23 protein-coding genes are annotated in these 22,832 nt (G+C 56.2%); 12 read left to right on the plus strand and 11 right to left on the minus strand.

Annotated features, from left to right (window positions below):
- Nucleotides 1-27: 27 nt before the first annotated feature.
- The 5 genes from ACMGGQ_RS09295 to ACMGGQ_RS09315 all read right to left on the minus strand — a co-directional run bounded on the left by ACMGGQ_RS09295 (nucleotide 28) and on the right by ACMGGQ_RS09315 (nucleotide 2,451).
- Entirely contained in the window at nucleotides 28-900 is an 873-nt protein-coding gene (locus tag ACMGGQ_RS09295; RefSeq protein ID WP_008502274.1) for a manganese catalase family protein, read from the minus strand.
- A 17-nt stretch (nucleotides 901-917) separates the two neighbouring features.
- Nucleotides 918-1,424: a ferritin-like domain-containing protein gene (locus ACMGGQ_RS09300; RefSeq protein WP_014883791.1), complete on the minus strand. Its 507-nt coding sequence runs from the start codon at nucleotides 1,422-1,424 to the stop codon at nucleotides 918-920.
- Nucleotides 1,425-1,449: 25 nt separating this feature from the next.
- On the minus strand, nucleotides 1,450-1,653 hold the full coding sequence (locus tag ACMGGQ_RS09305) for a hypothetical protein (protein ID WP_420289908.1): 204 nt from the start codon (nucleotides 1,651-1,653) through the stop codon (nucleotides 1,450-1,452).
- Between the two features lie 23 nt (nucleotides 1,654-1,676).
- On the minus strand, nucleotides 1,677-2,171 hold the full coding sequence (locus ACMGGQ_RS09310; RefSeq protein ID WP_023311678.1) for a ferritin-like domain-containing protein: 495 nt from the start codon (nucleotides 2,169-2,171) through the stop codon (nucleotides 1,677-1,679).
- Between the two features lie 94 nt (nucleotides 2,172-2,265).
- Nucleotides 2,266-2,451: a general stress protein gene (locus ACMGGQ_RS09315; RefSeq protein WP_004150795.1), complete on the minus strand. Its 186-nt coding sequence runs from the start codon at nucleotides 2,449-2,451 to the stop codon at nucleotides 2,266-2,268.
- Nucleotides 2,452-2,978: 527 nt separating this feature from the next.
- On the opposite strand from ACMGGQ_RS09315, the gene ACMGGQ_RS09320 reads away from it, so the two are divergent.
- The gene (locus tag ACMGGQ_RS09320; protein ID WP_420289909.1) at nucleotides 2,979-4,322 is read left to right on the plus strand and encodes a VOC family protein; all 1,344 of its coding nucleotides are present in this window, start codon (nucleotides 2,979-2,981) and stop codon (nucleotides 4,320-4,322) included.
- 43 nt (nucleotides 4,323-4,365) lie between these two features.
- Nucleotides 4,366-5,871, plus strand: coding sequence for a carboxylesterase/lipase family protein (locus tag ACMGGQ_RS09325; RefSeq protein WP_420289910.1), 1,506 nt, complete (start codon nucleotides 4,366-4,368; stop codon nucleotides 5,869-5,871).
- Here the strand turns inward: ACMGGQ_RS09325 and ACMGGQ_RS09330 are convergent.
- Complete coding sequence (locus ACMGGQ_RS09330) at nucleotides 5,858-6,700, minus strand: LysR family transcriptional regulator (protein ID WP_262801713.1); 843 nt, start codon at nucleotides 6,698-6,700, stop codon at nucleotides 5,858-5,860. The two genes, ACMGGQ_RS09325 and ACMGGQ_RS09330, sit on opposite strands and share 14 nt — an antisense overlap.
- 114 nt (nucleotides 6,701-6,814) lie before the next feature.
- On the opposite strand from ACMGGQ_RS09330, the gene ACMGGQ_RS09335 reads away from it, so the two are divergent.
- The 4 genes from ACMGGQ_RS09335 to rimL all read left to right on the plus strand — a co-directional run bounded on the left by ACMGGQ_RS09335 (nucleotide 6,815) and on the right by rimL (nucleotide 11,320).
- Entirely contained in the window at nucleotides 6,815-7,984 is a 1,170-nt protein-coding gene (locus ACMGGQ_RS09335; RefSeq protein ID WP_420289911.1) for a pyridoxal phosphate-dependent aminotransferase, read from the plus strand.
- Between the two features lie 22 nt (nucleotides 7,985-8,006).
- Nucleotides 8,007-8,780 carry a transporter substrate-binding domain-containing protein gene (locus ACMGGQ_RS09340; RefSeq protein WP_048030514.1) on the plus strand — a complete coding sequence of 258 codons (774 nt, stop codon included), beginning with the start codon at nucleotides 8,007-8,009 and terminating at the stop codon, nucleotides 8,778-8,780.
- A 242-nt stretch (nucleotides 8,781-9,022) separates the two neighbouring features.
- Nucleotides 9,023-10,678 carry a glucan biosynthesis protein D gene (locus ACMGGQ_RS09345; protein ID WP_047075337.1) on the plus strand — a complete coding sequence of 552 codons (1,656 nt, stop codon included), beginning with the start codon at nucleotides 9,023-9,025 and terminating at the stop codon, nucleotides 10,676-10,678.
- A 102-nt stretch (nucleotides 10,679-10,780) separates the two neighbouring features.
- On the plus strand, nucleotides 10,781-11,320 hold the full coding sequence (rimL, locus tag ACMGGQ_RS09350; RefSeq protein ID WP_420289912.1) for a 50S ribosomal protein L7/L12-serine acetyltransferase: 540 nt from the start codon (nucleotides 10,781-10,783) through the stop codon (nucleotides 11,318-11,320).
- Here the strand turns inward: rimL and ydcK are convergent.
- Nucleotides 11,315-12,295, minus strand: coding sequence for a YdcK family protein (ydcK, locus tag ACMGGQ_RS09355; RefSeq protein ID WP_420289913.1), 981 nt, complete (start codon nucleotides 12,293-12,295; stop codon nucleotides 11,315-11,317). The two genes, rimL and ydcK, sit on opposite strands and share 6 nt — an antisense overlap.
- Nucleotides 12,296-12,429: 134 nt before the next feature.
- Here ydcK and tehB point away from each other — a divergent pair, with 134 nt between their 5' ends.
- Nucleotides 12,430-13,023: a tellurite resistance methyltransferase TehB gene (gene tehB / locus ACMGGQ_RS09360; RefSeq protein WP_420289914.1), complete on the plus strand. Its 594-nt coding sequence runs from the start codon at nucleotides 12,430-12,432 to the stop codon at nucleotides 13,021-13,023.
- On the opposite strand, the gene pepT is transcribed toward tehB, so the two are convergent.
- On the minus strand, nucleotides 13,020-14,249 hold the full coding sequence (pepT, locus tag ACMGGQ_RS09365) for a peptidase T (protein ID WP_069719249.1): 1,230 nt from the start codon (nucleotides 14,247-14,249) through the stop codon (nucleotides 13,020-13,022). The two genes, tehB and pepT, sit on opposite strands and share 4 nt — an antisense overlap.
- A 111-nt stretch (nucleotides 14,250-14,360) precedes the next feature.
- Here pepT and ACMGGQ_RS09370 point away from each other — a divergent pair, with 111 nt between their 5' ends.
- Complete coding sequence (locus ACMGGQ_RS09370) at nucleotides 14,361-15,956, plus strand: ABC transporter substrate-binding protein (protein WP_420289915.1); 1,596 nt, start codon at nucleotides 14,361-14,363, stop codon at nucleotides 15,954-15,956.
- A 135-nt stretch (nucleotides 15,957-16,091) separates the two neighbouring features.
- Complete coding sequence (locus ACMGGQ_RS09375) at nucleotides 16,092-16,766, plus strand: DUF3313 domain-containing protein (RefSeq protein WP_045910520.1); 675 nt, start codon at nucleotides 16,092-16,094, stop codon at nucleotides 16,764-16,766.
- 34 nt (nucleotides 16,767-16,800) lie between these two features.
- Here ACMGGQ_RS09375 and ACMGGQ_RS09380 read toward each other — a convergent pair whose 3' ends face one another.
- Nucleotides 16,801-17,697, minus strand: a complete 897-nt coding sequence (locus tag ACMGGQ_RS09380) for a DMT family transporter (protein ID WP_008502257.1) — start codon at nucleotides 17,695-17,697, stop codon at nucleotides 16,801-16,803.
- 173 nt (nucleotides 17,698-17,870) lie between these two features.
- On the opposite strand from ACMGGQ_RS09380, the gene ACMGGQ_RS09385 reads away from it, so the two are divergent.
- The gene (locus ACMGGQ_RS09385; RefSeq protein ID WP_045910521.1) at nucleotides 17,871-18,743 is read left to right on the plus strand and encodes a helix-turn-helix transcriptional regulator; all 873 of its coding nucleotides are present in this window, start codon (nucleotides 17,871-17,873) and stop codon (nucleotides 18,741-18,743) included.
- Here ACMGGQ_RS09385 and ACMGGQ_RS09390 read toward each other — a convergent pair.
- A complete protein-coding gene (locus ACMGGQ_RS09390; protein ID WP_420290561.1) occupies nucleotides 18,723-19,910 on the minus strand; it encodes a benzoate/H(+) symporter BenE family transporter in 1,188 nt (395 codons plus the stop codon). The genes ACMGGQ_RS09385 and ACMGGQ_RS09390 overlap by 21 nt on opposite strands.
- Nucleotides 19,911-19,981: 71 nt before the next feature.
- Between ACMGGQ_RS09390 and ACMGGQ_RS09395 the strand changes: the two genes are divergently transcribed.
- Both ACMGGQ_RS09395 and ACMGGQ_RS09400 read left to right on the plus strand, forming a co-directional pair.
- On the plus strand, nucleotides 19,982-20,509 hold the full coding sequence (locus ACMGGQ_RS09395; protein ID WP_048223163.1) for a helix-turn-helix domain-containing protein: 528 nt from the start codon (nucleotides 19,982-19,984) through the stop codon (nucleotides 20,507-20,509).
- Nucleotides 20,510-20,589: 80 nt separating this feature from the next.
- Nucleotides 20,590-22,554, plus strand: coding sequence for a peptidase U32 family protein (locus ACMGGQ_RS09400; protein WP_417929136.1), 1,965 nt, complete (start codon nucleotides 20,590-20,592; stop codon nucleotides 22,552-22,554).
- Here ACMGGQ_RS09400 and ACMGGQ_RS09405 read toward each other — a convergent pair whose 3' ends face one another.
- Nucleotides 22,555-22,785, minus strand: a complete 231-nt coding sequence (locus ACMGGQ_RS09405) for a DUF2554 family protein (RefSeq protein ID WP_417929137.1) — start codon at nucleotides 22,783-22,785, stop codon at nucleotides 22,555-22,557.
- Nucleotides 22,786-22,832: the final 47 nt, after the last annotated feature.

Consider the following 22,832-nt stretch of genomic DNA (forward strand, 5'->3'; position numbering starts at 1 on the left):
GCAGTTCAGGCCTGCCCGGCAAACCGATTACGGTTTAGTCTTTCCGGCACCCAGCTCGGCACCGGTCAGCGGGTCGGAATGTGGATCGGATTTCGTGCGGGCAGACATCGCCTTGACCAGGGTTGCCTGCTCGGTTGTGAGCGTGACGCTGGCACTGCCATCGCCGCCATCCACCGCAGGCTGGGGGGACTCAACGTAATCGAAGTGTTTATCGCTGTTCCAGCTTCCGCGAACCTCTCCACCTTCAGACATATTGTAGTACTTGTTGGTGAATTCCTCGATTGGCGGCAGTTTTCCCGGCGGGAAATTATTACGGATGGACTGCAGCGCCTTCTCAAAGGAGAGCTGATGCGCCGCCTCACGCGTCATCAGAAACGCCAGGGCATCTTTAACGCCGGGATCGTCAGTCACGTTGATCAGCCGTTCATAGATGATTTTGGCTCTGGCCTCGGCCGCCACGTTTGAGCGCAGGTCCGCCGTCGGCTCGCCAATGGTGTCGACGTAGGCCGCCGTCCACGGCACGCCCGCCGAGTTGGTGAGCGGGGTACCGCCGCCGTAGAGGAGGGAGGTGATGTGGCTGTCATTGCCGTTTTCGGTCATGGAGCGATACAGCTCGGCCTCATTTTCCACCCCTTCCGCCAGCGCGCCCTTGGCACCTTTATTCAGCATACCAACCAGGGTACCGATGATTTCGAGGTGGCTTAATTCCTCGGTCGCGATATCCATCAGCATATCCTTGCGGCCCGGATCGTCATCGCTCAACCCTTGCGTAAAGTAGCGGCAGGCGGCGGCCAGTTCACCCTGCGGTCCGCCAAATTGTTCCAGTAAAAGGTTGGCCAGGCCGGGATTCGGTTCGGCGACGCGAACCGTGTATTGCAGCTGTTTGACGTGTCGAAACATAGGCACTCTCCTGTGGATTATTTTTTCGCTTCGACACCCGATGCGTCTGAGCGCAGCAGGAACTGTTCCGTCGTTTGCGGGATATGGCGAATCAGCCAGTCGGCCATTTCGCGCTCTTCTGCGAGGATCGTCTCAATAGCGGGTATCGAAGCGGTGTCCCCGGCTTTTTTGGCCGCTGCCAGCAGGGAGGTATAGCAGGCGATTTCAAACTGTTCGAAGACATAGCCGCTGATCGAGCCCTTCACGATTTCGTCTGAAGGGAACATGCCGCCGATGGATTGCCCCAGCGCCGCCATTTTGCTCATCGAGTCTTTTAAGACCGAACGAGAAATATCATTACGGTCGAGGATTTCCTCCAGCAATGTGATTTGCCGTTTTGTCTCATTAATATGCTGTTCAATTCTGGCGCGAACATCAGGATAATTATCGATACGGCTGGCCATGGATTCCAGCATAGATTCGGCTTGCTTTTCCATCGCATGGGCATCGCGTAGCCAGTCATGGTAGTGTTCTACGTGATTCATCATTGTATCCTCATTAGGGGTTCGCTTATTTGGTCTCACTTTCAGCAGCCTGATCGGCACGTGCGGCACTGTAGCCAGATAAATGGCCGACAATATTGGCATAGATACTGATGATAATGACCCATAGCACGCTGTTCTTCCACCATATTACGGAAGGGATAGCGAGTATGAACCATATTATAGCTTCCGTTAAATGGCACCGTTTAATTGTCCTGGGACTGATGCTCATTTTATTTAACCTGTGTTATTGCGTCATTTCTGCGCTTTTTGGTTAATATTTCCAACGGCCAGGTCGGTGAGTTTAAGGTCGGTCTCTTTTTCTTCTTCCAGCGTTTCGGCAAGAAGTTTAACGGCTTTTTTATAGCCCAGTTGTTCTGCTAATGTGGCAAGGGTACCGTAGCTGGCTATTTCGTAGTGCTCAACTTTTTGTGCAGCGGCAATTAACGCGGCATCACGCACTTCATTTTTTTCCGTGCTTTCGATAACTTCGTTGGCTTCTTCAATTAAGCCTTCCATCGCCACGCACTTCATGCGTTTGATCTTAATACCGTCTTCCTGCTCGACGATCTGGTCGATACGCTCAATCTGACCCTGCGTTTCTTCAAGGTGTGCGGTAAAGGCGGCACTCAGCTTCTCGCTGGAGGCGGCACGGGCAAGTTTACTTAACGCTCGGGTAAGCTGCTTTTCCGCGCTGTAGGTATCCGACAGAAGATGAATAAATACATCCTCAACACTTTTCATATTCATAATAATTACGCTCCGGTAAAATAAAGAAAGGGTACTGCGAGCTTTTCAGCCCGCAGCATGCTCTCTGGTTTTATTAAAAGAGTACTAAATAAGATCAGGAGTTATCAGACTTACGGCCTCCGCCGTGACTGTTCTGTCCCCCTTTCTTACCCGCTTCAGATGCGCGTTGCGGATCGTTTTTAAAATTACCACCGCTGTGCTGGCCACCTTTACGTCCAGCTTCTGATGCTTTTTCACGGTCTTCAGCGAAATTACCGGAACCACCACGATGCTCTGCCATATTAAACCTCATAGTCATATATTGGTTATGTCAGTACGATACGAAAATATTCCGTATCACTCGTCGTTCGAGTAATAACTCTAGTCGCTGTGTGTCATCCGTCAAATGCGTTTTGCTATTTGCGGCTGCGTTATTTTTAAATATTTGTAAATTTACGCTTCGCTTGAAATGGAAATATGGATAGGCAGGAAGGACTTGTAAACAACCATTCAGATTAATCCTAACTTAGAGCTAAAAATTTGAAAGGTGAGGATAAAAATAATGGCGTACTCAAATTGGTTGATTTGTAGTCAGGGGAAAATAAAAAATACTCCTTTATAGCTAGCAAGCGGAACCCTAAATAATTATAAGGAAAATCCTGGATAAAAGCGTTCAGGTTGAAAGGGCGGTTTCGTTAAGGCTCGTTCAGAGGCATGTAGCACACGGTTTGACCACTGTCGTCTTAAGATCACAAATCAGAAATTCTTCCCCCCGGAAGGAACGGGTTTCTCTACACTCCAGGTAATATTCACTGGAGGCATGACATCATGGCGAACACCATCACGGCTGATGACATTCGGGAACACTTTTCGCAGGCTATGTCGGCGATGTACCAGCAGGAAGTTCCGCAGTACGGCACCTTGCTCGAACTGGTTGCGGACGTAAACCTGGCGGTGCTGGAAAATAACCCACTATTACATGAACAACTGGCAAACGCCGATGAGCTTGCGCGCCTGAACGTGGAGCGTCACGGGGCGATCCGCGTTGGCACAGCACATGAACTTTCAACCCTGCGTCGTATGTTTGCCATTATGGGGATGTACCCGGTCAGCTATTATGATCTCTCCCAGGCGGGGGTGCCGGTCCACTCAACGGCGTTTCGCCCGATCGATGATGCGGCGCTGTGCCGTAATCCGTTCCGTATCTTTACGTCGCTGCTGCGCCTTGAGCTGATTGACAACATTGCGCTGCGCGAACGGGCGGCGGAAATCCTCTCTCACCGGAACATCTTTACCCCGCGCTGTCTGGCGCTGCTCGATCTGTATGAATCTGAGGGGCAGTTTACTGACGAACAGGCGCACGAGTTTGTGCAGGAAGCGCTGGAAACCTTCCGCTGGCACCGTCATGCGACGGTCGATCAGGAAACCTATCAGGCGCTGCATAACGAGCATCGCCTGATTGCCGATGTGGTCTGCTTCCCGGGCTGCCATATTAACCACCTCACGCCGCGCACGCTGGATATTGACCGGGTGCAGGAGCTGATGCCGAAGTACGGTATCGAGCCGAAAATTTTAATTGAAGGGCCGCCGCGTCGCGAGGTGCCCGTCCTGCTGCGTCAAACCAGCTTTAAAGCCCTGGAAGAGCCGGTGCTGTTTGCCGGGGAACATAAGGGCACCCACACTGCGCGCTTCGGTGAGATTGAGCAGCGCGGCGTGGCGCTGACCCCGAAAGGGCGTGAACTGTACGATAGCCTGCTTTCCCAGGCCGGTACCGGCAAAGATAACCTGACGCATCAGCTGCATCTGCGGGAGATCTTTAGCGCCTTCCCGGACAGTGAACTGCTAATGCGCCGTCAGGAGCTGGCGTATTTCCGCTACCGTCTGACGCCTGCGGGTGAAGCGCATCGCCATGCGTTCCGGCCGGGAGACGATCCGCAGCCGCTAATCGAGCGCGGATGGGTGGTCGCTCAGCCGATCACCTACGAAGATTTCCTCCCGGTTAGCGCAGCCGGGATATTCCAGTCCAATCTCGGGAATGAAACCCAGGCCCGTAGCCACGGCAACGCCAGCCGCGATGCGTTTGAAGACGCGTTGGGCTGCCCGGTGTATGACGAGTTCACGCTCTACCAGGAGGCTGAAACCCGCAGCAAACAGCGTTGCGGTTTGCTCTGAAATCGTTACTCTGCTGGGGTGTGATGGAAAAAATAAGGTCGTTATGCAAAATCCTTCCGCCCCTGTGGTTGAAACGCGCCAGGGCGCACTCTCTGGTTTAACCGATGAAAATGTCCACGTCTGGTGCGGCATTCCCTACGCCGCACCGCCCGTGGGCGAGTGGCGCTGGCGTTCCCCGCGGCCCCTTGAGCCGTGGGATGGCGTTCGCCAGGCCACAGCCTTTTCGGCCTCAAGCTGGCAAAGCAGCGAATATTGTCAGGAGCTGGGCGGGGGCGATCCCGGTCAGTTCTCGGAAGACTGTCTTTATCTGAACGTCTGGTCCCCCAAAGAGCGCGCCGGGGCGCTTCCGGTTATGGTCTGGCTGCACGGGGGCGGGTTTACGATTGGCGCAGGCGGCCTGCCGCCTTATAACGGCAAAGCGCTGGCCACACGCGGGGTGGTTGTGGTGACGATCAACTACCGTCTCGGCCATCTCGGCTTTTTCGCCCATCCCGCGCTGGAAGGCGAGGAAGATCGCGTGGTGCATAATTTTGCCCTGCTGGATCAGATCGCGGCCCTCGAATGGGTTAGGGACAATATCACCGCATTTGGTGGCGACCCCGCTAACGTGACCCTGTTTGGCGAATCAGCCGGTGCGCGCAGCGTGCTCTCTCTGCTGGCATCGCCCCTGGCGGCTGGCTTGTTCCACAAGGCGATTGTGCAAAGCGGGTATACCTTGCCGGACACGCCGCGTGAACAGGCGCTGCAAAAAGGGGAAGCGCTGGCCGCCCATTTTGGCCTGGAGAAGGCGACTGCTGAGCAGCTGCGCGCCATTCCGCCGGACGCGTTCTGGCCGTTAACCGCGCCGCTGAACGTCGCCCCGGCGCCCATCGTCGGGGACTGCGTTCTGCCCGAAGCGATGCTGGACGTCTTTTTCGCGGCCCGCCAGCATCCCGTACCGGTGATGATTGGGTCGAACAGCGATGAGGCCAGCGTGATGGCGGTGTTTGGCATCGATCTTGCCGGGCAAATCCAGAAGCTCCGCCGGGAGCGACGCTTCGGGCTGGGGCTGATTAAGCTGCTCTATCCGGGCGTCAAAGGCGATGAGGAGTTGGGCAGGCAGGTGTGCCGCGACATGGCGTTCACCACGATGGGCTATGTCGTGATGCAGGCGCAGCAGCGCGTCGGCGGACTGTGCTGGCGTTACTGGTTTGACTATGTTGCGGAAGCGGAACATGCCACCTATATCAACGGCGCCTGGCACGGCAATGAAGTGCCCTATGTCTTCGATACCCTCGGCCAGGTTGAGCCTTCACGCCAGTATGTCAACGAACGGGATTTACAGTTTGCTGCGCAGGTCGCCGATTACTGGGTGAGCTTTGCGCGAGATGCAGGGCCTCGTGAGATCCTGCCGGGGCCGACGCACTGGCCCGCATGCCGAAAAGGGCGGGATGTTTTGTTACGCATTGGCGTGAATAAACATGCAGGATTCCGGCTTGAAAACCGCTTTATGCGCGCCCGCATGAGCCTCTTCAAACGGGTAATGAAGCACCACGTCAGCCTCGATTAAGCAAACAGGCGCGAAACGCCGCCAGTCCATTTTCCTCCCCTGGCGTTTCGCGCAGCACCAGCCGGTAGCTCGCGCCGGTTTTTATGCTGGTTTCATAAGGCCTCATCAGTCTTCCCGCGCGGACATCTTCGGCCACCAGCGTTTCGTCGGCAATGGCCACGCCCAGCCCCTGAATGGCGGCCGTGATGGCGAGATCCATCGTGTCGAAGTGTTGATTTTTGTGCATGGCAAAGCCCGGACCTTCCTGTTTCGTCAGCCACAGCGACCAGTCTGTCTTATCCCTTGTGGGGTGCAGGAACGTCAGCGATCCCAGCGTTGCACCTGCCCGCACCGGGCTTATCACCGGGGTGAGCGCCTCTTCGAACAGCAGATCGCCTGCGCTCATGTGCGTACCGAACACGATGGCCGCGTCGTAAGATTCGGTTTTGAAGTTGACGTTGTGATCGGTGGTGGTGGTCAGGGCGATCTGCAGATCCGGCTGCTCACGCTCCACCTCCAGCAGGCGCGGCACCAGCCAGCGCATGGCACAGGTGGGCGCCTTGAGCCGGATCACGGTCTGCTGGCTGCGGGCCTGGTCGGCCACGGTCAGCAAGTGTTCGAAAGCAGACTGCAGTTCCGGGAGCAGGGCGCTGCCCTGCGAGGAGAGACGCAGGCCGCGTGCGTGGCGTTCAAAAAGCGGAAAGCCAAACCACGCTTCGAGGGAGGCTATCTTGCGGCTCACGGCCCCCTGCGTCAGGCAAAGTTCTGCGGCAGCATGGGTCAGATTCAGGTGACGCGCGGTGACTAAAAATGCGTCGATGGCATTAAGCGGGAGCGAACGGCGCGACATGGAAACACCTCAGCTATGCATTTTTCTCATGGCTATTATGACAACAATTCGATTGTCCCGACAATAGAGATGTTGTTTGAATAGTTATGCAATGTCCATGAGAAGGGAAAGAGGATGGCTTTACGAACGCCAGTGCAAACGCGCTCTAAACTGCCCGATGTGGGCACCACCATTTTTACCGTTATCGGCCAGCTCTCGGCGCAGCATAACGCGATTAACCTTTCTCAGGGCGCACCGAATTTTTCCTGCGACCCGAAGCTTGTTGCGGGCGTTACCCGCGCAATGGAGGCGGGGCATAACCAGTATGCGTCGATGACCGGTCTGCAGCCGCTCAAAGAGCGTATTGCCGATAAAATTGCCACCCTATACGGCACGCGATATGACCCGGCCAGCGAGGTGCTGGTGACCGCCAGCGCCAGCGAAGGGCTCTATTCGGCAATCAGCGGGCTGGTGCACCCGGGTGATGAGGTGATCTACTTCGAGCCGTCATTTGACAGCTACGCGCCGATTGTCCGTCTGCAGGGGGCAACGCCGATTGCCATCAAGCTCACCGTGCCGGATTTTGCCGTCAACTGGGACGAAGTCCGGGCTGCCATCTCCCCGCGCACGCGCATGATCATCATCAATACGCCGCACAACCCGAGCGGCCAGGTTTTTTCAGCCAACGACCTGCAGCAGCTGGCGGCGCTGACGCGCAATACCGACATCATTATTTTGTCTGACGAAGTGTATGAACACGTGGTGTTTGACGGTGAGCCGCACCACGGGATGGCCACGCACCCGCAGCTGGCGGAGCGTAGCGTGATTATTTCTTCTTTCGGAAAAACCTATCACGTCACCGGCTGGCGCGTGGGTTACTGTGTTGCACCGGCGGTGCTGATGGACGAGATTTGTAAAGTCCATCAATTTTTAATGTTTTCTGCCGATACGCCAATGCAGCACGCGTTTGCTGAACATATGGTCGACCCGCAAACCTGGCTGTCGCTGTCGGCGTTTTACCAGCGCAAGCGCGATCTGCTGCAGAGTCTGCTGGCCGATTCGCCGTTCACGCTGCTGCCCAGCGCCGGATCGTTCTTCATGCTGGCGGACTACAGCCAATTCAGCAACGAGCGCGACAGCGAGCTGGTGAAACGGCTGATCGTTGAGTACGGTGTAGCTACCATTCCGCTGTCGGCGTTTTATGCGGACGGTACGGATAATAAATTGATTCGTCTCTCTTTTGCGAAAGATGAGGCGACGTTACGGGCAGGTGCCCAAGCCCTGTGTCGGGTTAAACCACGCTGAGATAGGCTCTGAGGAGTTTGAGATGAAAATACGCGCGCTAGTTGTCGGCATGGGATTGCTGTGTACCTTTTCCTCCTTCGCGGCGTCCGAGCTGCGTTACGGTCTGGAAGCCGAATATCCGCCGTTTGAAAGCCGCAATGCGGCAGGCGAACTGGAAGGGTTTGACGTTGAGCTGGGGAATGCCATCTGCAAAGCGGCAGCGCTGAAGTGCAGCTGGGTGGAAACCTCGTTTGATGCGCTGATCCCGGGCCTGGTGGCGAAGAAATTCGACGCCATCAACTCGGCGATGAATATCACCGAGCAGCGCCGCAAGAGCATTGATTTTACCCAGCCGATTTACCGTATTCCGTCGCAGCTGGTCGGCAAGGCCGGCACGGCGGTTGAGGCAACCCCAGAAGGGCTGAAGGGGAAAACCATTGGCGTGCTGCAGGGCTCCATTCAGGAAACCTATGCCAAAGAGCACTGGGAAAAGCAGGGTGTCACCGTGGTGTCGTATAAAGATCAGAATATGGCCTGGGGCGATCTGCTGAATGGCCGTATCGACGCCTCGCTGGTCATGTCCGCGGCCGGACAGGCAGGTTTCCTCAGCAAGCCGCAGGGGAAAGGGTTTGGCTTCATCGGCAAGCCGGTGTCTGACGACACTATACTCGGCAGTGGGATCGGCTTTGGGTTGCGTAAAGGTGACGAGGCCACCAAAAAGCAGCTTGATGCCGCAATTGATAAAGTACGTGCCGACGGCACGATCGCCAAACTCGCTGATAAGTACTTCCCGGGTATCGATGTCAGCGTAAAATAACCGCCTCATTCGCCCCGTCAGCTGATGTCCTGACGGGGCATTTTTATACACATTTTCCAGGCTTTCTTTACACCACTTTCGGGCCGTTCTGGTCGACAGAAAATATTTCTCACTTTGTTCAGATAATCACCGGCCAACAATTGGATTCTTAACCATTTTTGTTTAGGCTGTGCGTTCTTTCTTGCCGTCATTTCGCCGAGCGCGAAACACATTCACACGACCATAAGGACGTTTTTCCAGGCATGAATCGCAGACGTTTTCTAAAAGGCTCGCTGGCAGTGGCAGCCCTGAGCGGCACATCCGGCCTTGCTTCCCTGTTTTCCAAAGCGGCATACGCTGCTGACTCTGACATTGCCGACGGCCAGAGCCGTCGTTTTGACTTCTCCGTCCTGCAATCCATGGCGCATGACCTGGCGAAAACCCCATGGGGTGGCGCGCCGCGCCCGCTGCCGGAGACGCTGGCCACGATGACGCCGCAGGCGTACAACGCCATCCGCTACGATGAAAAGCAGTCACTGTGGAATAACATTGAAGGGCGTCAGCTGGACGTGCAGTTCTTCCATATGGGAATGGGGTTCCGCCGTCGCGTGCGGATGTTCTCGCTGGACCAGTCCACCTCTATGGCGCGCGAGATCCACTTCCGTCCGGAGCTGTTCAGCTACGGTGAAACGGGGGTGGATACCAAACAGCTGGAAGGGCAAAGCGATCTCGGCTTTGCGGGCTTCCGCGCGTTTAAGGCGCCGGAGCTGGCACGTCGCGATATCGTCTCTTTCCTGGGCGCGAGCTATTTCCGCGCAGTGGATGACACTTACCAGTACGGCCTTTCCGCCCGCGGCCTGGCGGTAGATACCTTCACCGACACGCCGGAAGAGTTCCCGGACTTTACCTCCTTCTGGTTTGAGACCGTCAAGCCCGGCGATACGACCTTTACCGTCTATACGCTGCTCGACAGCCCGAGCATCACCGGCGCCTATAAATTCGTGATCCACTGCGAGAAGAGCCAGGTGATCATGGAGGTGGAAAACCATCTCTACGCTCGTAAGGACATCAAGCAGCTCGGCATCGCGCCGATGACCAGCATGTTCAGCTGCGGCAATAACGAACGCCGCATGTGTGACACTATTCACCCGCAAATCCATGATTCCGACCGTCTGGCGATGTGGCGCGGCAACGGGGAGTGGATCTGTCGTCCGCTGAACAACCCGCAGAAGCTGCAGTTCAATGCCTATATGGACAAAAACCCGAAAGGGTTCGGTCTGCTGCAGCTCGATCGCGATTTCTCGCACTATCAGGACGTGATGGGGTGGTACAACAAGCGTCCAAGCCTGTGGGTGGAACCGCGTAACGACTGGGGTAAAGGCGCGGTTGGCCTGATGGAGATCCCGACCACCGGTGAAACGCTGGATAACGTGGTCTGCTTCTGGCAGCCGGAAAAAGCCGTCAAAGCGGGCGACGAGCTGGACTTCAAATATCGCCTCTACTGGAGCGCGATGCCGCCGGTGCGCTCCCCGCTGGCCAACGTCTACGCCACCCGCACCGGCATGGGCGGCTTCCCGGAAGGCTGGGCACCGGGCGAAAACTACCCGAAAGTGTGGGCCCGTCGCTTTGCCATCGACTTCGTCGGCGGCGACCTGAAGGCTGCTGCGCCAAAAGGCATCGAGCCGGTGATTACGCTCTCCAGCGGTGAAGCGAAGCAGGTGGAGATCCTCTACGTTGAGCCGTTTGACGGCTATCGCATTCTGTTTGACTGGTACCCGACGTCAGATTCGACGGAACCGGTGGATATGCGCCTGTTCCTGCGCTGCCAGGGCGACGCCATCAGCGAAACCTGGCTGTACCAGTATTTCCCGCCAGCGCCGGATAAACGTCAGTACGTTGACGACCGGGTAATGCGTTAACTTTTGTGGGATTGTGCCGGGTGGCGGCTTCGCCTTACCCGGCCTACGTTTCAGTACTGTAGGCCCGGTAAGCGCAGCGCCACCGGGCGATGACGAGGCACCATGACATCTGAAATCATCCCCGTTTCACAACACATCGAACTACGTTCCGTCGAAGAGCGCTATACCGCCGACCTGCACAATCTCGTCGTCAAAAACAGAGCCTTTCTGCAAACCGCCTTTGACTGGGCGCAGCACGTGGGCAGCGAAGAGGATACCCGCCGCAACGTGCAGAGTAACCAGATGCTGCACCAGCGCGGCTACGCCAAAACGTTTCTGATCTTCAAGGATGATGCGCTGGTTGGCGTGCTGTCGTTCAACACCATTGAACCGACCAACAAAGCCGGCTACATCGGCTACTGGCTGGATGAAGCCCACCAGGGTCAGGGCATTCTCTCTCAGTCACTGCAGGCGTTTATGCGCTACTACGCTGAACGCGGTGAGATCCGTCGTTTTGTGATCAAGTGTCGGGTGGCGAATCAGCACAGCAACAGCGTTGCCGTGCGCAACGGTTTTACGCTAGAAGGGTGCCTGCGGGAAGCGGAATACCTGAATGGCCGCTTTGACGATGTCAATATCTACGGCCGGATCTATACCCTATAACGCGCCCAGCAGCGGCGTGCGGGTGATGCGCTGGTCGCCATTAATCACTTTTTCGCCGCGCAGGTGAATGCTCTCGCCGGCAAACGCTTCAATGACCGCATCGTCGGTGATTTCAACCCGGTGTTCGATAAGCACATCTCCGCTGATGCGCGCGCGCCCCTGGATCACCACTTTATCATCCAGCATGATCGGCCCGCCGCGCAGCCAGGCCTGCCCGCCAATCAGGACGTGATGCTTAATGACGCAGTTGCCTTCGACCACGGCATTCTCCGCAATCTGCGAGCTGTAGCGCACCGTCGGGATGGCATCGTCGTCAAACCCGGCTATCACGCGGGCGTTACCATAGACTTTTGCGCAGTCGCACACCCAGACGTTGTTCAGTTCGTTACCCTCCAGGATCGCGTTGTCGAAGACTTCGGCCCGGTGTTCAACAAAGGCAAAATTGACCATCGCCTCGCCGTAGATTTGCGCCTGGTGCACAATCCGCGACTGGCTCACCGTCGCCTTGTCGTAAATTTGCAGGATCTGTTCATGGTCCGGCGTCAGCCCTTTGGCGGCAATGACCACGCTCTGATGCAGCACGCGCGCGTCGCCGTAGATATGGCACTCGCCCCGTACGCAGGATTGCTGAATGGTGACGTTGTCACTTATTCGCGCCCCGTGGCTGACCTCTGCGCCGTCCAGCCAGCAGCTGTCGCCGATATGCGCGTCATGGCTAATGATGCACGGCAGGGTAAGACGCGCGTTGCCGGAGACGACTGCCCCCGCGAACACCACGCTGTTTTCATCGTAGATCCAGCAGTCGCCGTCCTGCGCGAGGGCGCGCTCATCGTCAATCCAGCCGCCTCTCGTGCCGACCGTCACGTCGTTAAAGTCCGCCGTGGCGATAATCTGCCGCAGCGTGGTGGCGTGGGTGGTTTCGCCGTTTTTCCATTGCCAGAGGCGGGTCTCGTCGCTAAGGCGATATTTGTTCATCTTCATGTCTCTGATAAGCGTCTTAACTAAACGTAGCAAAGTTTTCGCTTTTCGAGCGGCTGGCAACCAGACGGCAAACGCCTTAAAATGGCATGTAAAATGCACTTTCACTTTATGCGAACGCAGGAAAAACAATGACCGTCGATGAGAATTACTTCACAGAGAAATATGGCTTAACCCGTACCCATTCAGAGGTGCTGTACAGCGCGGAGATTGTGAAGCTCGGTAAAACGCTGGATCTGGGCTGCGGCAACGGCCGTAACAGCCTGTACCTTGCGGCCAACGGGTACGATGTGACCGCGTGGGACAAGAACCCGATGAGCATCGACAATATCGAACGCATCAAGGCGGAAGAAGGGATCGCTAATCTGCATACCGCGATTAAGGATCTCAACAACCTGAGCTTTGACGGCCAGTACGATTTTATTCTCTCTACCGTGGTGATGATGTTCCTGGAGGCAAAAACCATCCCGAGCCTTATCGCCAATATGCAGCGCTGCACGACGCCGGGCGGTTACAATCTTATCGTTGCCGCCATGGATACGGCAGACTACCCCTGCACGGTCGGCTTCCCGTTTGCCTTCAGGAGCGGTGAGCTGAGCAACTACTACGAAGGCTGGGAGTTGCTCAAATACAACGAGGACGTTGGCGAACTGCACCGCACTGATGAAAACGGCAACCGCATCAAGCTGCGCTTTGCCACGATGCTGGCACGAAAGCCCGCTTAACGGGCGGCCAGCAGGCAGATCTGCAGGGCAGTCTTATAAGACGCCTCGAACGACGACAGCGGCAGGAATTCAAACTTCGAGTGGAAGTTATGCGCCCCGGTGAAGAAGTTCGGGGTGAGTAGCCCTTTAGCCGAGAGCGCCGCGCCGTCGGTGCCGCCGCGCATTGGCGTCGGTTTCGGCGTGATGCCGAGCGATTCCATCGCCTCGAACATCAGATCGATGGCGCGCCGGTCTTCGCCAATCGCATTGCTGATATTGCTGTAGGTATCTTCAATGCGATAGTCCACGCTGGCCGTCGGATATTGGGCGGCAATCAGCGCGGCTACGTCGGCAATCTGCTGCTTGCGCGCGGCAAAGCTCTCCTTATCAAAGTCGCGGATATTGGCCTTAAGAACGGCCTCGTTCTGTCCGGCCTGAATGCCGTTAAACCAGATATAGCCTTCACGCCCCTCGGTGCACTCGGGCGTTTGCTGGCGATCAAAATGGCTGATGTAATCAGTCGCCATCAGCAGGGGATTCACCAGCACGCCTTTGGCGGACATCGGGTGCGCCGTCACGCCGGTAAAACGGATTTCCGCGGCTGCCGCATTAAAGTTCTCGTAGACAATCTCACCGAGCTCGCAGCAGTCAATGGTCCAGGCAAAGTCGACGTCGAAGCGCTTTAGATCCAGCGCCTTGGCACCGTTCAGGCCGATCTCTTCGTCAGGCACAAACGCCACGACGATATCCCCATGCTGATGTTCCGCCGTCAGGTTTTCCAGCACCGTCATGACCACCGTGACCGCCGATTTATTATCGGCGCCCAATACGCTGGTTCCGTCGCTGAAAATAATCTCCTCGTTCGGATAAGCCAGAATTTCGGGATGCTCGTTTACCCGTAGCCAGATGTCTTTCTCTTTATTCAGACAGAGATCTTCACCGGTAAACGTTAATATTTGTGGATGAATATCCGGTGAAAGTCCCACGTCGACGGTATCAATATGGGTAATAAAGCCGATGCGCGGCGCACCGGGCACGTTGCCTTTTTTAACCGCCGTCACCGTGGCGAATTCATCTATCACAATGTCGTCTAACCCCAGCTGTGCCAGCTCCTGCGCCAGCTCGCGCGCCATGTCATGCTGGCCCGGCGTTGAGGGCAGGGTTTTGACTCTGGGATCGCTCTGGCTGGTGATCGCGAGATAGCGGAAAAAACGGTGCGTTAATTGTCTGGAAAGCGGCGAGCCCATAGTGATTTATTCCTTATTTATTTTTCAGGTGTTTGCCACATCACTTTAATGTTATTTATGAAATGGCAAAAGAATTAATTAGCCGTCGAATTAAAAAGACAGGAATAAATGATGACAAGCAAACTCACAACTTTCACATTGGCGCTCGCGGCACTCACGGTCAGTTCCGCTGTCGCTGCGAAAACGCTGGTGTATTGCTCCGAAGGATCGCCGGAAAACTTTAACCCTCAGCTTTACACCTCGGGAACCAGCGTCGACGCCAGCGCCGTGCCGGTCTATAACCGTCTGGTCGATTTCAAACCTGGTACCACGGAGCTGGTGCCGAGCCTGGCGGAACGCTGGGAGGTGAGCGACGACGGCAAGGTTTACACCTTCCATCTGCGCAAGGGCGTGAAGTTCCAGAGCAATAAATCCTTCACGCCGACCCGTGACTTTAACGCCGATGACGTGATCTTCTCGTTTATGCGGCAAAAAGACGTGAATCATCCCTACCACAACGTCTCTAACGGCAGCTACTCGAACTTCGAAAGTCTGGAGTTCGGCAGCCTGATAACCGCCATTGATAAAGTCGATGACCACACCGTGCGCTTTACCCTGGCGCACCCGGAAGCGCCGTTTGTCGCCGATCTGGCCTGGTATTTTGCCTCGATCCTTTCAGCGGAGTATGCCGACGCGATGCTGAAAGCGGGCACGCCGGAGAAGGTGGATATGGAGCCCATCGGCACCGGGCCGTTTAAGCTGGCGCAGTATCAGAAGGATTCCCGGATCCTGTTCACGGCGTTTGCCGACTACTGGCAGGGGAAATCGAAGCTGGACAGGCTGGTGTTTAGCATCACCCCGGATGCCTCCGTGCGTTTTGCCAAAATTGAGAAGAACGAATGTCAGGTGATGCCGTTCCCGAACCCGGCCGATCTGCCGAGCATGAAGGCCAACAAAGATATCAACCTGATGAGCAAGGCCGGACTGAATACCGGCTTCCTGGCGTTCAACACGCAGAAGCCGCCGCTGGATAACGTGAAGGTCCGTCAGGCGCTGGCGATGGCCATCAATAAACCGGCCATTATTGATGCGGTGTTCCACGGTACCGGCACCGTGGCGAAGAATCTGCTGCCGCCGGGCGTCTGGAGTGCCGACAGCGAGCTTAAGGATTACGACTACGATCCTGAAAAAGCCAAAGCGCTGCTGAAAGAGGCCGGCTTTGCCAGCGGCGTCAGCATCGATTTATGGGCGATGCCGGTCCAGCGTCCCTATAACCCGAATGCGAAACGCATGGCGGAGATGATTCAGGCGGACTGGGCGAAAATTGGCGTACAGACCAAAATCGTTACCTACGAATGGGGCGAGTATCTGAAACGCGTGAAGGGCGGAGAGCATCAGGCCGCGCTGATGGGCTGGACGACGGCCACCGGCGATCCGGATAACTTCTTCGGCCCGCTCTTTACCTGCACCTCGGCGAACGGCGGATCAAACTCGGCGAAATGGTGCTACAAGCCCTTCGATAACCTCATTGCCGAGGCGAAATCGATAACCGATCATGATAAGCGCGTGGCGTTGTATAAAGAGGCGCAGCAGATGATGCATGACCAGATGCCTGCGGTGATGATTGCGCATTCAACGATTTTCGAACCGGTACGCAAGGAGGTGAAGGGCTATGAAATCGACCCGTTTGGCAAACATCTGTTCTGGCAAGTGGATATAAATCAGTAATTTTTCACTGCCCGGCATGCGTCCGGGCAATCTTTTTGCAATTTGTGCTCACCGCATCATTTTTTGTCACAACAAACCCGCCCGTCTTTTGCTATAACTTCAAATGCATACTTGCAGATAACATGGAAAACTATCATGCGTACTCAAACTTTTTTTAAAGTTGCAGTGCTTACTGGTCTGTTGGCGTTGGCGGGCTGTTCTTCAAAAGTCGCCGCTCCAGAACAATACTCCGGCTTTTTAAAAGACTACTCAGGCTTGCAGCAGACAACGTCTGCGACGGGTAAACCAACGCTGCGTTGGGTTGATCCTTCTTATAATGAGGCTAACTACGACAGTATTCTCTGGACACCGATTACCTATTACCCAACGCCAAAACCGACCACGCAAATTGGTCAAAAAACGCTTGATGAGTTGTTGAATTACACCAATAACAAAATGAAAACGGCGATTGGTACGCGTAAGCCGGTTGTGACCACGCCGGGTAAACATAGCCTGATTTTCCGCGGCGCGATTACCGGGGTGAGTTCGCAGAAAGAGGGGCTGCAGTTCTATGAAGTGGTGCCTGTTGCGCTGGTGGTTGCCGGTACGCAGATGGCAACCGGACACCGCACCATGGATACGCATCTCTTCTTTGAAGGCGAGCTGATCGATGCGGCCACCAACAAACCGGTCATGAAGGTGGTACGTAAAGGCGAAGGTAAAGAGCTGAATAACGAAAGCACGCCAATGACCTTTGCGACGCTGAAGCAGGTTGTTGATGATATGGCGACGGATGCCACTATGTTTGATGTGAAAAAGACCGCAAAATAAAATAAAAAGGCCTGCGTAATGCAGGCCTTTTTATTTACGCCATCCGTAAGCGTCTGAACCAGGTTTCCGGTTTGGTAAACATCACCATATTTCCTCCCAGGATCAGCACTAATCCCACGATTCCGTTGACATGCCAGACGTAGCCTTCATAGACCGTGGAGATGGAGAGCGCCACCAGCGGAAAGAGCAGCGTGCTGTAGGCCGCTTTGCCCGGGCCAATACGTCCCACCAGCGTGAAGTAGGCACCAAAAGCAATCACCGAGCCAAACAGGGCCAAATACACCAGCGCGCCGAGATAGCTCACCGTCCATTCCGGCACAAAGCTATCGCCTCTGAACAGCGCAATGCAGCCCATCACCAGCGTGCCATAGAGCATCGCCCAGGCGTTGGTGGTCATGGTTTCCAGGCCTCTGCGCTGATGGCGCATGCTGATCATATTGCCCAGCGAGAAGCCGTAGGTTCCGAGCGCGGAAAGCCCAATGCCGGTCAGGAGTGACGCGCTCCAGCCGCTGGCCAGCAAATCGTCCCAGAAGAGGGTGACGATCCCAACCAGCCCCAGTGCCGCCGCCGTCCAGAAACGCGCGGGCGGGCGCTGCCCGAAGAAAATAAAGCTGTTAATCGCGTTATAGAGCACCGCCATGGAGAAGATCACCGACTCCAGGCCGGTATTGATATGTGCCGCTGCCGTGTAAAAACACCAGAAGTTAAAGCAGAAAACGCAGCATCCCTGAAGCAGGCAAAAAAGATGATCCCGAAGCGCCAGCGTGCGCAGGCGACGCAGGGCGAGTAACACCACCATCATGGTGAGGCTGGCGACGGCGAAGCGCCAGAAAATCGACACCGGTGCCGCGACGGGGCCCTGCTGCAGGAAAATCGCAATCCAGGTGGTTCCCCAGATAATGACCACGAGTCCATATAATAATGCGTTCATAGTTGTCTCTTCTCAAACCGCGGAAACCCGCAGTATGGCGCTGAGCTGCGTAACGGGCTTTCACCTGCTTGCGGGTGACTTGCAAAATCTTGCGCTTTTTTCTTCCCTGGGGTCTGGCAACGGGGGACAACTCTTTTTAGACTGATATTCCGATCATTCATGCGCTAACGGTTATGTCTCACGCTTACGATACCTTTGAAACGCTTTGCCAACAGAATGCAGTCCTGCGGGAAACCGTCTCGCTGAATTCGGGTATTCAGCTGGCAGCGTGGTACAACAAGCACGACACGATAACCGTTAAAAGCAACCATCATACCCTCAGCCTGTACGTGGCGGACGGCTACGAAAGCTATCAAAAAACGCCGGGCGGCTGGAAGAACGGTGGGGGGCCGGACCGTTTCTGCCTGATGCCCAAAGAGAGCGAATCGACGTGGGACATCCGTGATGACCTGTCGTTTGTGCATCTCTACTGCACCGATGAACACCTGCGCGATGTGGGGGAGAAAATCTGGGACAAGCGACCGCTTTCGCTGACCCTGGACGAGCGTATTTTTGGCAGCGATCCGAAGATCACCACGCTGTATCGCCAGTTTTTACTGGGCTGTGACTGGCAGCAGCACGCCAACCAGCTCACTCTGAGCACGGCCTCCACGCTGCTGCTGACCCATCTGCTGCAAAATTACTCAAACGTGCAGTGGAAGCTACCGGTTGTCACGGGAGGGTTGTCGCCGTTTGTGCTGCGCAACGTCCTCGCCTTTATCGAAGAGAACCTCGGGCAGCCCCTGACGCTGGCCGAACTGGCGGCGCAGGCTGCCCTCAGCGAATACCATTTTGCCCGCATGTTCCGCCAGTCGACGGGGCTGGCGCCGCATCAGTATGTGATGCAGAGGCGAATGGATAAAGCGAAAGCCCTTGTCCAGCATACGACGACGCCGCTGACGGAGATCGCGCTTGCCTGCGGGTTTAACTCCGCCAGCCACTTCAGCAACCGCTTTCGCAGCGCGACGGGCATGACGCCTTCGCAGCTACGCGCGGCGAGCGCGTGAAAACAGGGCGTAGCATACTCCGCCCAGCACCAGCCCCCAGAATGCCGAACCGATGCCCAGGATTGTCACGCCGCTTGCGGTCATCAGAAATGTGACGATAGCCGCGTCGCGCTCCGCTTCGTGACTCAGCGCCTGATATAAACTCCCGCTGATGGTGCCCAGCAGTGCCAGACCGGCCAGCGTCTGGATCCAGCTGAGCGGCAGCGCGGCCATCAGCCCGGTAATGGAGCCACCGAAAATTCCCGCCAGCAGATAAAACCCTCCCGCAGCGATGGCCGCCAGCCAGCGTTTACCCGCATCCGGGTGTGCATCCGGGCTTTGGCAAATGGCGGCGGTAATGGCCGCAATGCAGATTGAAAAGACGCCAAACGGAGAAAACAGCAGCGCCATTCCCCCCGTAACGATAATGAGCGGTGAGACCGCCAGCGGGTAACCGGAGGCTTTCATCGTGGCGAACCCCGGCGCGTTTTGTGAGGCCATGGTGACCAGGAAGAAGGGTAAGCCAATACTCACAAGGCTGGTGAAGGTGAAGGCGGGCGCAATAAATTCGGGCATCACCAGTGAAAGCGTGAGCTTATCCGTGACAACGTCACCACCGAACCATGCCACCATACCGCCCACCAGGAGCGTGACCACGATGGCATAGCGCGGCGACAGCGCTTTGGCGATCAGCCACGCCGCAATCATGCTGCCGCACAGCAGAAAGTGCCCCTCAAGATGCGCAAACGCGTGGAGGCCAAACTGCAGCAATACCCCGGCCAGCATGGCGGCAGCAAGCGAATGGGGGATCAGCTTCATCAGACGGGCGAAAAGCCCGGTAACGCCGCAAAGCAAAATAAGCGCGTTCGCAAAGATGAACACGCCAATGGTTTCCGCCAGTGTGACGCCGTGCAGGCTGGTGGCGAGCAGCGCCGCGCCGGGCGTCGACCAGGCGGTCAGTACGGGCGCTTTGTACCACCAGGAGAGCGCCAGCGTGCTGACGCCCATCCCAATCCCCAGCGCGGTCATCCAGCCCGCAATCTGCTGCGCGCTGGCGCCTGCCGCGGCGGCGGCCTGCCAGATGATGGCTGCCGAGCTTGCGTAACCGACCAGCACGGCGACAAATCCAGCCAGTGCGACTGGAATAAGATGAGAGGAAGGGCGCATGAAAACTCCGTTGTGCGTTATAACGTCCAAAGTAAGGTAGCACTGTGCGCTATAGCGTACAAGTGGTATGCTGAATGTCACCAGGAGGGAACATGGACATCACACGACATCTTGCAACCACATTGAAAACGCTGCGCCAGGCACGCGGCTGGAGTTTGTCGAAGCTCGCGGACGAGACCGGCGTGTCAAAGGCCATGCTCGGGCAAATCGAGCGAAATGAATCCAGCCCCACGGTGTCGACGCTGTGGAAAATTGCCACAGGACTGAACGTGCCGTTTTCCGCCTTCATCACGCCTGAGGCGGACCGACAGGCGGTGTTTGACCCGCAGCAGCAGGCGATGGTCGTCAAGCCGCTCTTTCCGTGGGACGAGGCGCTCCGGTTTGATTATTTCTCCATTACCCTGGCCCCCGGCGCCCTGAGTGAATCCACGCCGCATGAGGCAGGGGTGATTGAACATGTGGTGGTGATCAGCGGCGAGCTGGAGATGAAGCTCGAGGGCAAGTGGCAGACGATTTCTGCCGATTCGGGCGTCCGCTTCGCCGGCGATAAACCGCATGCCTACCGCAACAGCAGCGACCGGACGGTGCATTTTCACTCCCTGATTCATTATCCCCGCTGAGGCTACGCAAAACTGTTTCGCTGACGCAGACTTCTGACTACAATAGCCGCCATTTTGACCATAACGGATAACGACGAAGTATGCGCCTGCAATCCCATCATCTTGAACTTTTAAGCCCGGCCCGTGACGCCGCCATTGCCCGTGAAGCGATCCTTCATGGCGCAGATGCCGTCTACATTGGTGGTCCTGGCTTCGGTGCCCGCCATAACGCCAGCAACAGCCTGAGCGATATTGCTGAACTGGTGCCGTTCGCCCACCGTTTCGGGGCGAAAGTGTTCGTGACCCTGAACACCATTCTTCATGATGATGAGCTGGAGCCTGCGCAACGTCTGATTACCGATCTCTATCAGGCCGGGGTGGATGCCCTGATTGTTCAGGATATGGGCGTGCTGGAGCTGGATATTCCGCCCATTGAACTACACGCCAGTACCCAGTGTGATATCCGCACGGTAGAGAAGGCGAAGTTTCTCTCTGACGTCGGCTTTTCGCAGATCGTCCTGGCCCGCGAGCTGAACCTGAATCAAATCCGCGATATTCACCAGGCGACAGACGCGACGATTGAATTCTTTATCCACGGCGCGCTGTGCGTCGCCTATTCCGGTCAGTGCAACATTTCCCACGCGCAAACGGGCCGCAGCGCCAACCGCGGCGACTGTTCACAGGCCTGCCGTCTGCCGTATACCCTGAAAGACGATCAGGGGCGCGTCGTGGCATTTGAAAAACACCTGCTCTCGATGAAGGATAACGATCAGACCGCCAACCTGGGCGCGCTGATCGACGCGGGCGTGCGTTCCTTCAAGATTGAAGGGCGCTATAAAGATATGAGCTACGTGAAGAACATCACCGCGCACTATCGCCAGATGCTGGATGCCATTATTGAGGATCGCGGTGACCTGGCGCGCGCGTCGGCCGGTCGTACCGAGCATTTCTTTATTCCGTCGACGGACAAAACGTTCCACCGCGGCAGCACGGACTATTTTGTGAATGCCCGTAAAGGGGATATCGGCGCGTTTGACTCACCGAAGTTTATCGGCTTACCGGTTGGCGAAGTGCTGAAAGTGGCGAAAGATCACCTTGATGTTGCGGTGACGGAGCCGCTGGCGAACGGCGATGGCCTTAACGTGATGATTAAGCGTGAAGTGGTGGGCTTCCGCGCCAACACGGTCGAAAAAACCGGCGAGAACCGCTACCGCGTGTGGCCGAATGAAATGCCGGCCGATCTCTACAAGGCGCGACCGAACGCGGCGCTTAACCGTAACCTCGATCATAACTGGCAGCAGGCGCTGCTGAAAACCTCCAGCGAACGTCGTATTGCGGTGGATATTGAACTGGGCGGCTGGGAAGAGCAGCTGATTCTGACCATGACCTGTGAAGACGGCATCAGCGTAACGCATACGCTTGATGGCCTGTTCGAGGTGGCAAACAACGCGGAGAAAGCGCTCAACAGCCTGAAGGATGGCGTCGCGAAGCTGGGCCAGACGATTTACTACGCCCGCAACGTTGAGATCAACCTGCCGGATGCCCTGTTTGTGCCGAACAGTTTGCTCAACCAGTTCCGCCGTGAAACCGCCGAGATGCTGGATGACGCGCGCCTGGCGAACTACCCACACGCTAGCCGTAAAGCGGAAGCCGTTCCTGCGCCCGTCTACCCGGATACGCATTTATCCTTCCTGGCCAACGTCTATAACCATAAAGCACGTGAATTCTATCATCGCCACGGCGTGCAGCTGATCGACGCGGCCTATGAAGCGCATGAGGAGAAGGGAGATGTGCCGGTGATGATCACCAAGCACTGCCTCCGTTTCGCGTTTAACCTGTGCCCTAAGCAGGCAAAAGGCAACATCAAGAGCTGGAAGGCTACCCCTATGCAGCTCGTAAACGGTGACGAAGTACTGACCCTCAAATTTGACTGCCGTCCTTGCGAAATGCATGTGATTGGCAAGATGAAAAACCACATCTTCAAAATGCCGCAGCCCGGCAGTATTGTGGCGTCCGTCAGTCCGGACGATCTGATGAAAACGCTGCCAAAACGCAAGGGCAGCTAACTACCGAACGTGCGTGTCCGGTTTGCGCGATTTCTGCCACAGGTGGTGTTCGCGCAAACCTTCCGCCGACTCCTCCGCCGCACTTCGCAATTCATCGCTGTCGGCTTCATGACGAAGTTGATGATCCACATTCTTTATCCACAGATATTCATGTCCTTTGTGCCCGGCCATAAGCTGGCCTGAAAAAAGGGCACAGATCAGCATCACGAGAGATAAACCTTTTTTAACCATGAAGTCACCGCCGAATAACATTGCGGCTTGATCATGCCGATTATTTA

This window comes from Enterobacter sp. BNK-13 (genome assembly GCF_048685015.1).
Taxonomy (GTDB): Bacteria; Pseudomonadota; Gammaproteobacteria; order Enterobacterales; family Enterobacteriaceae; genus Enterobacter; species Enterobacter quasiroggenkampii.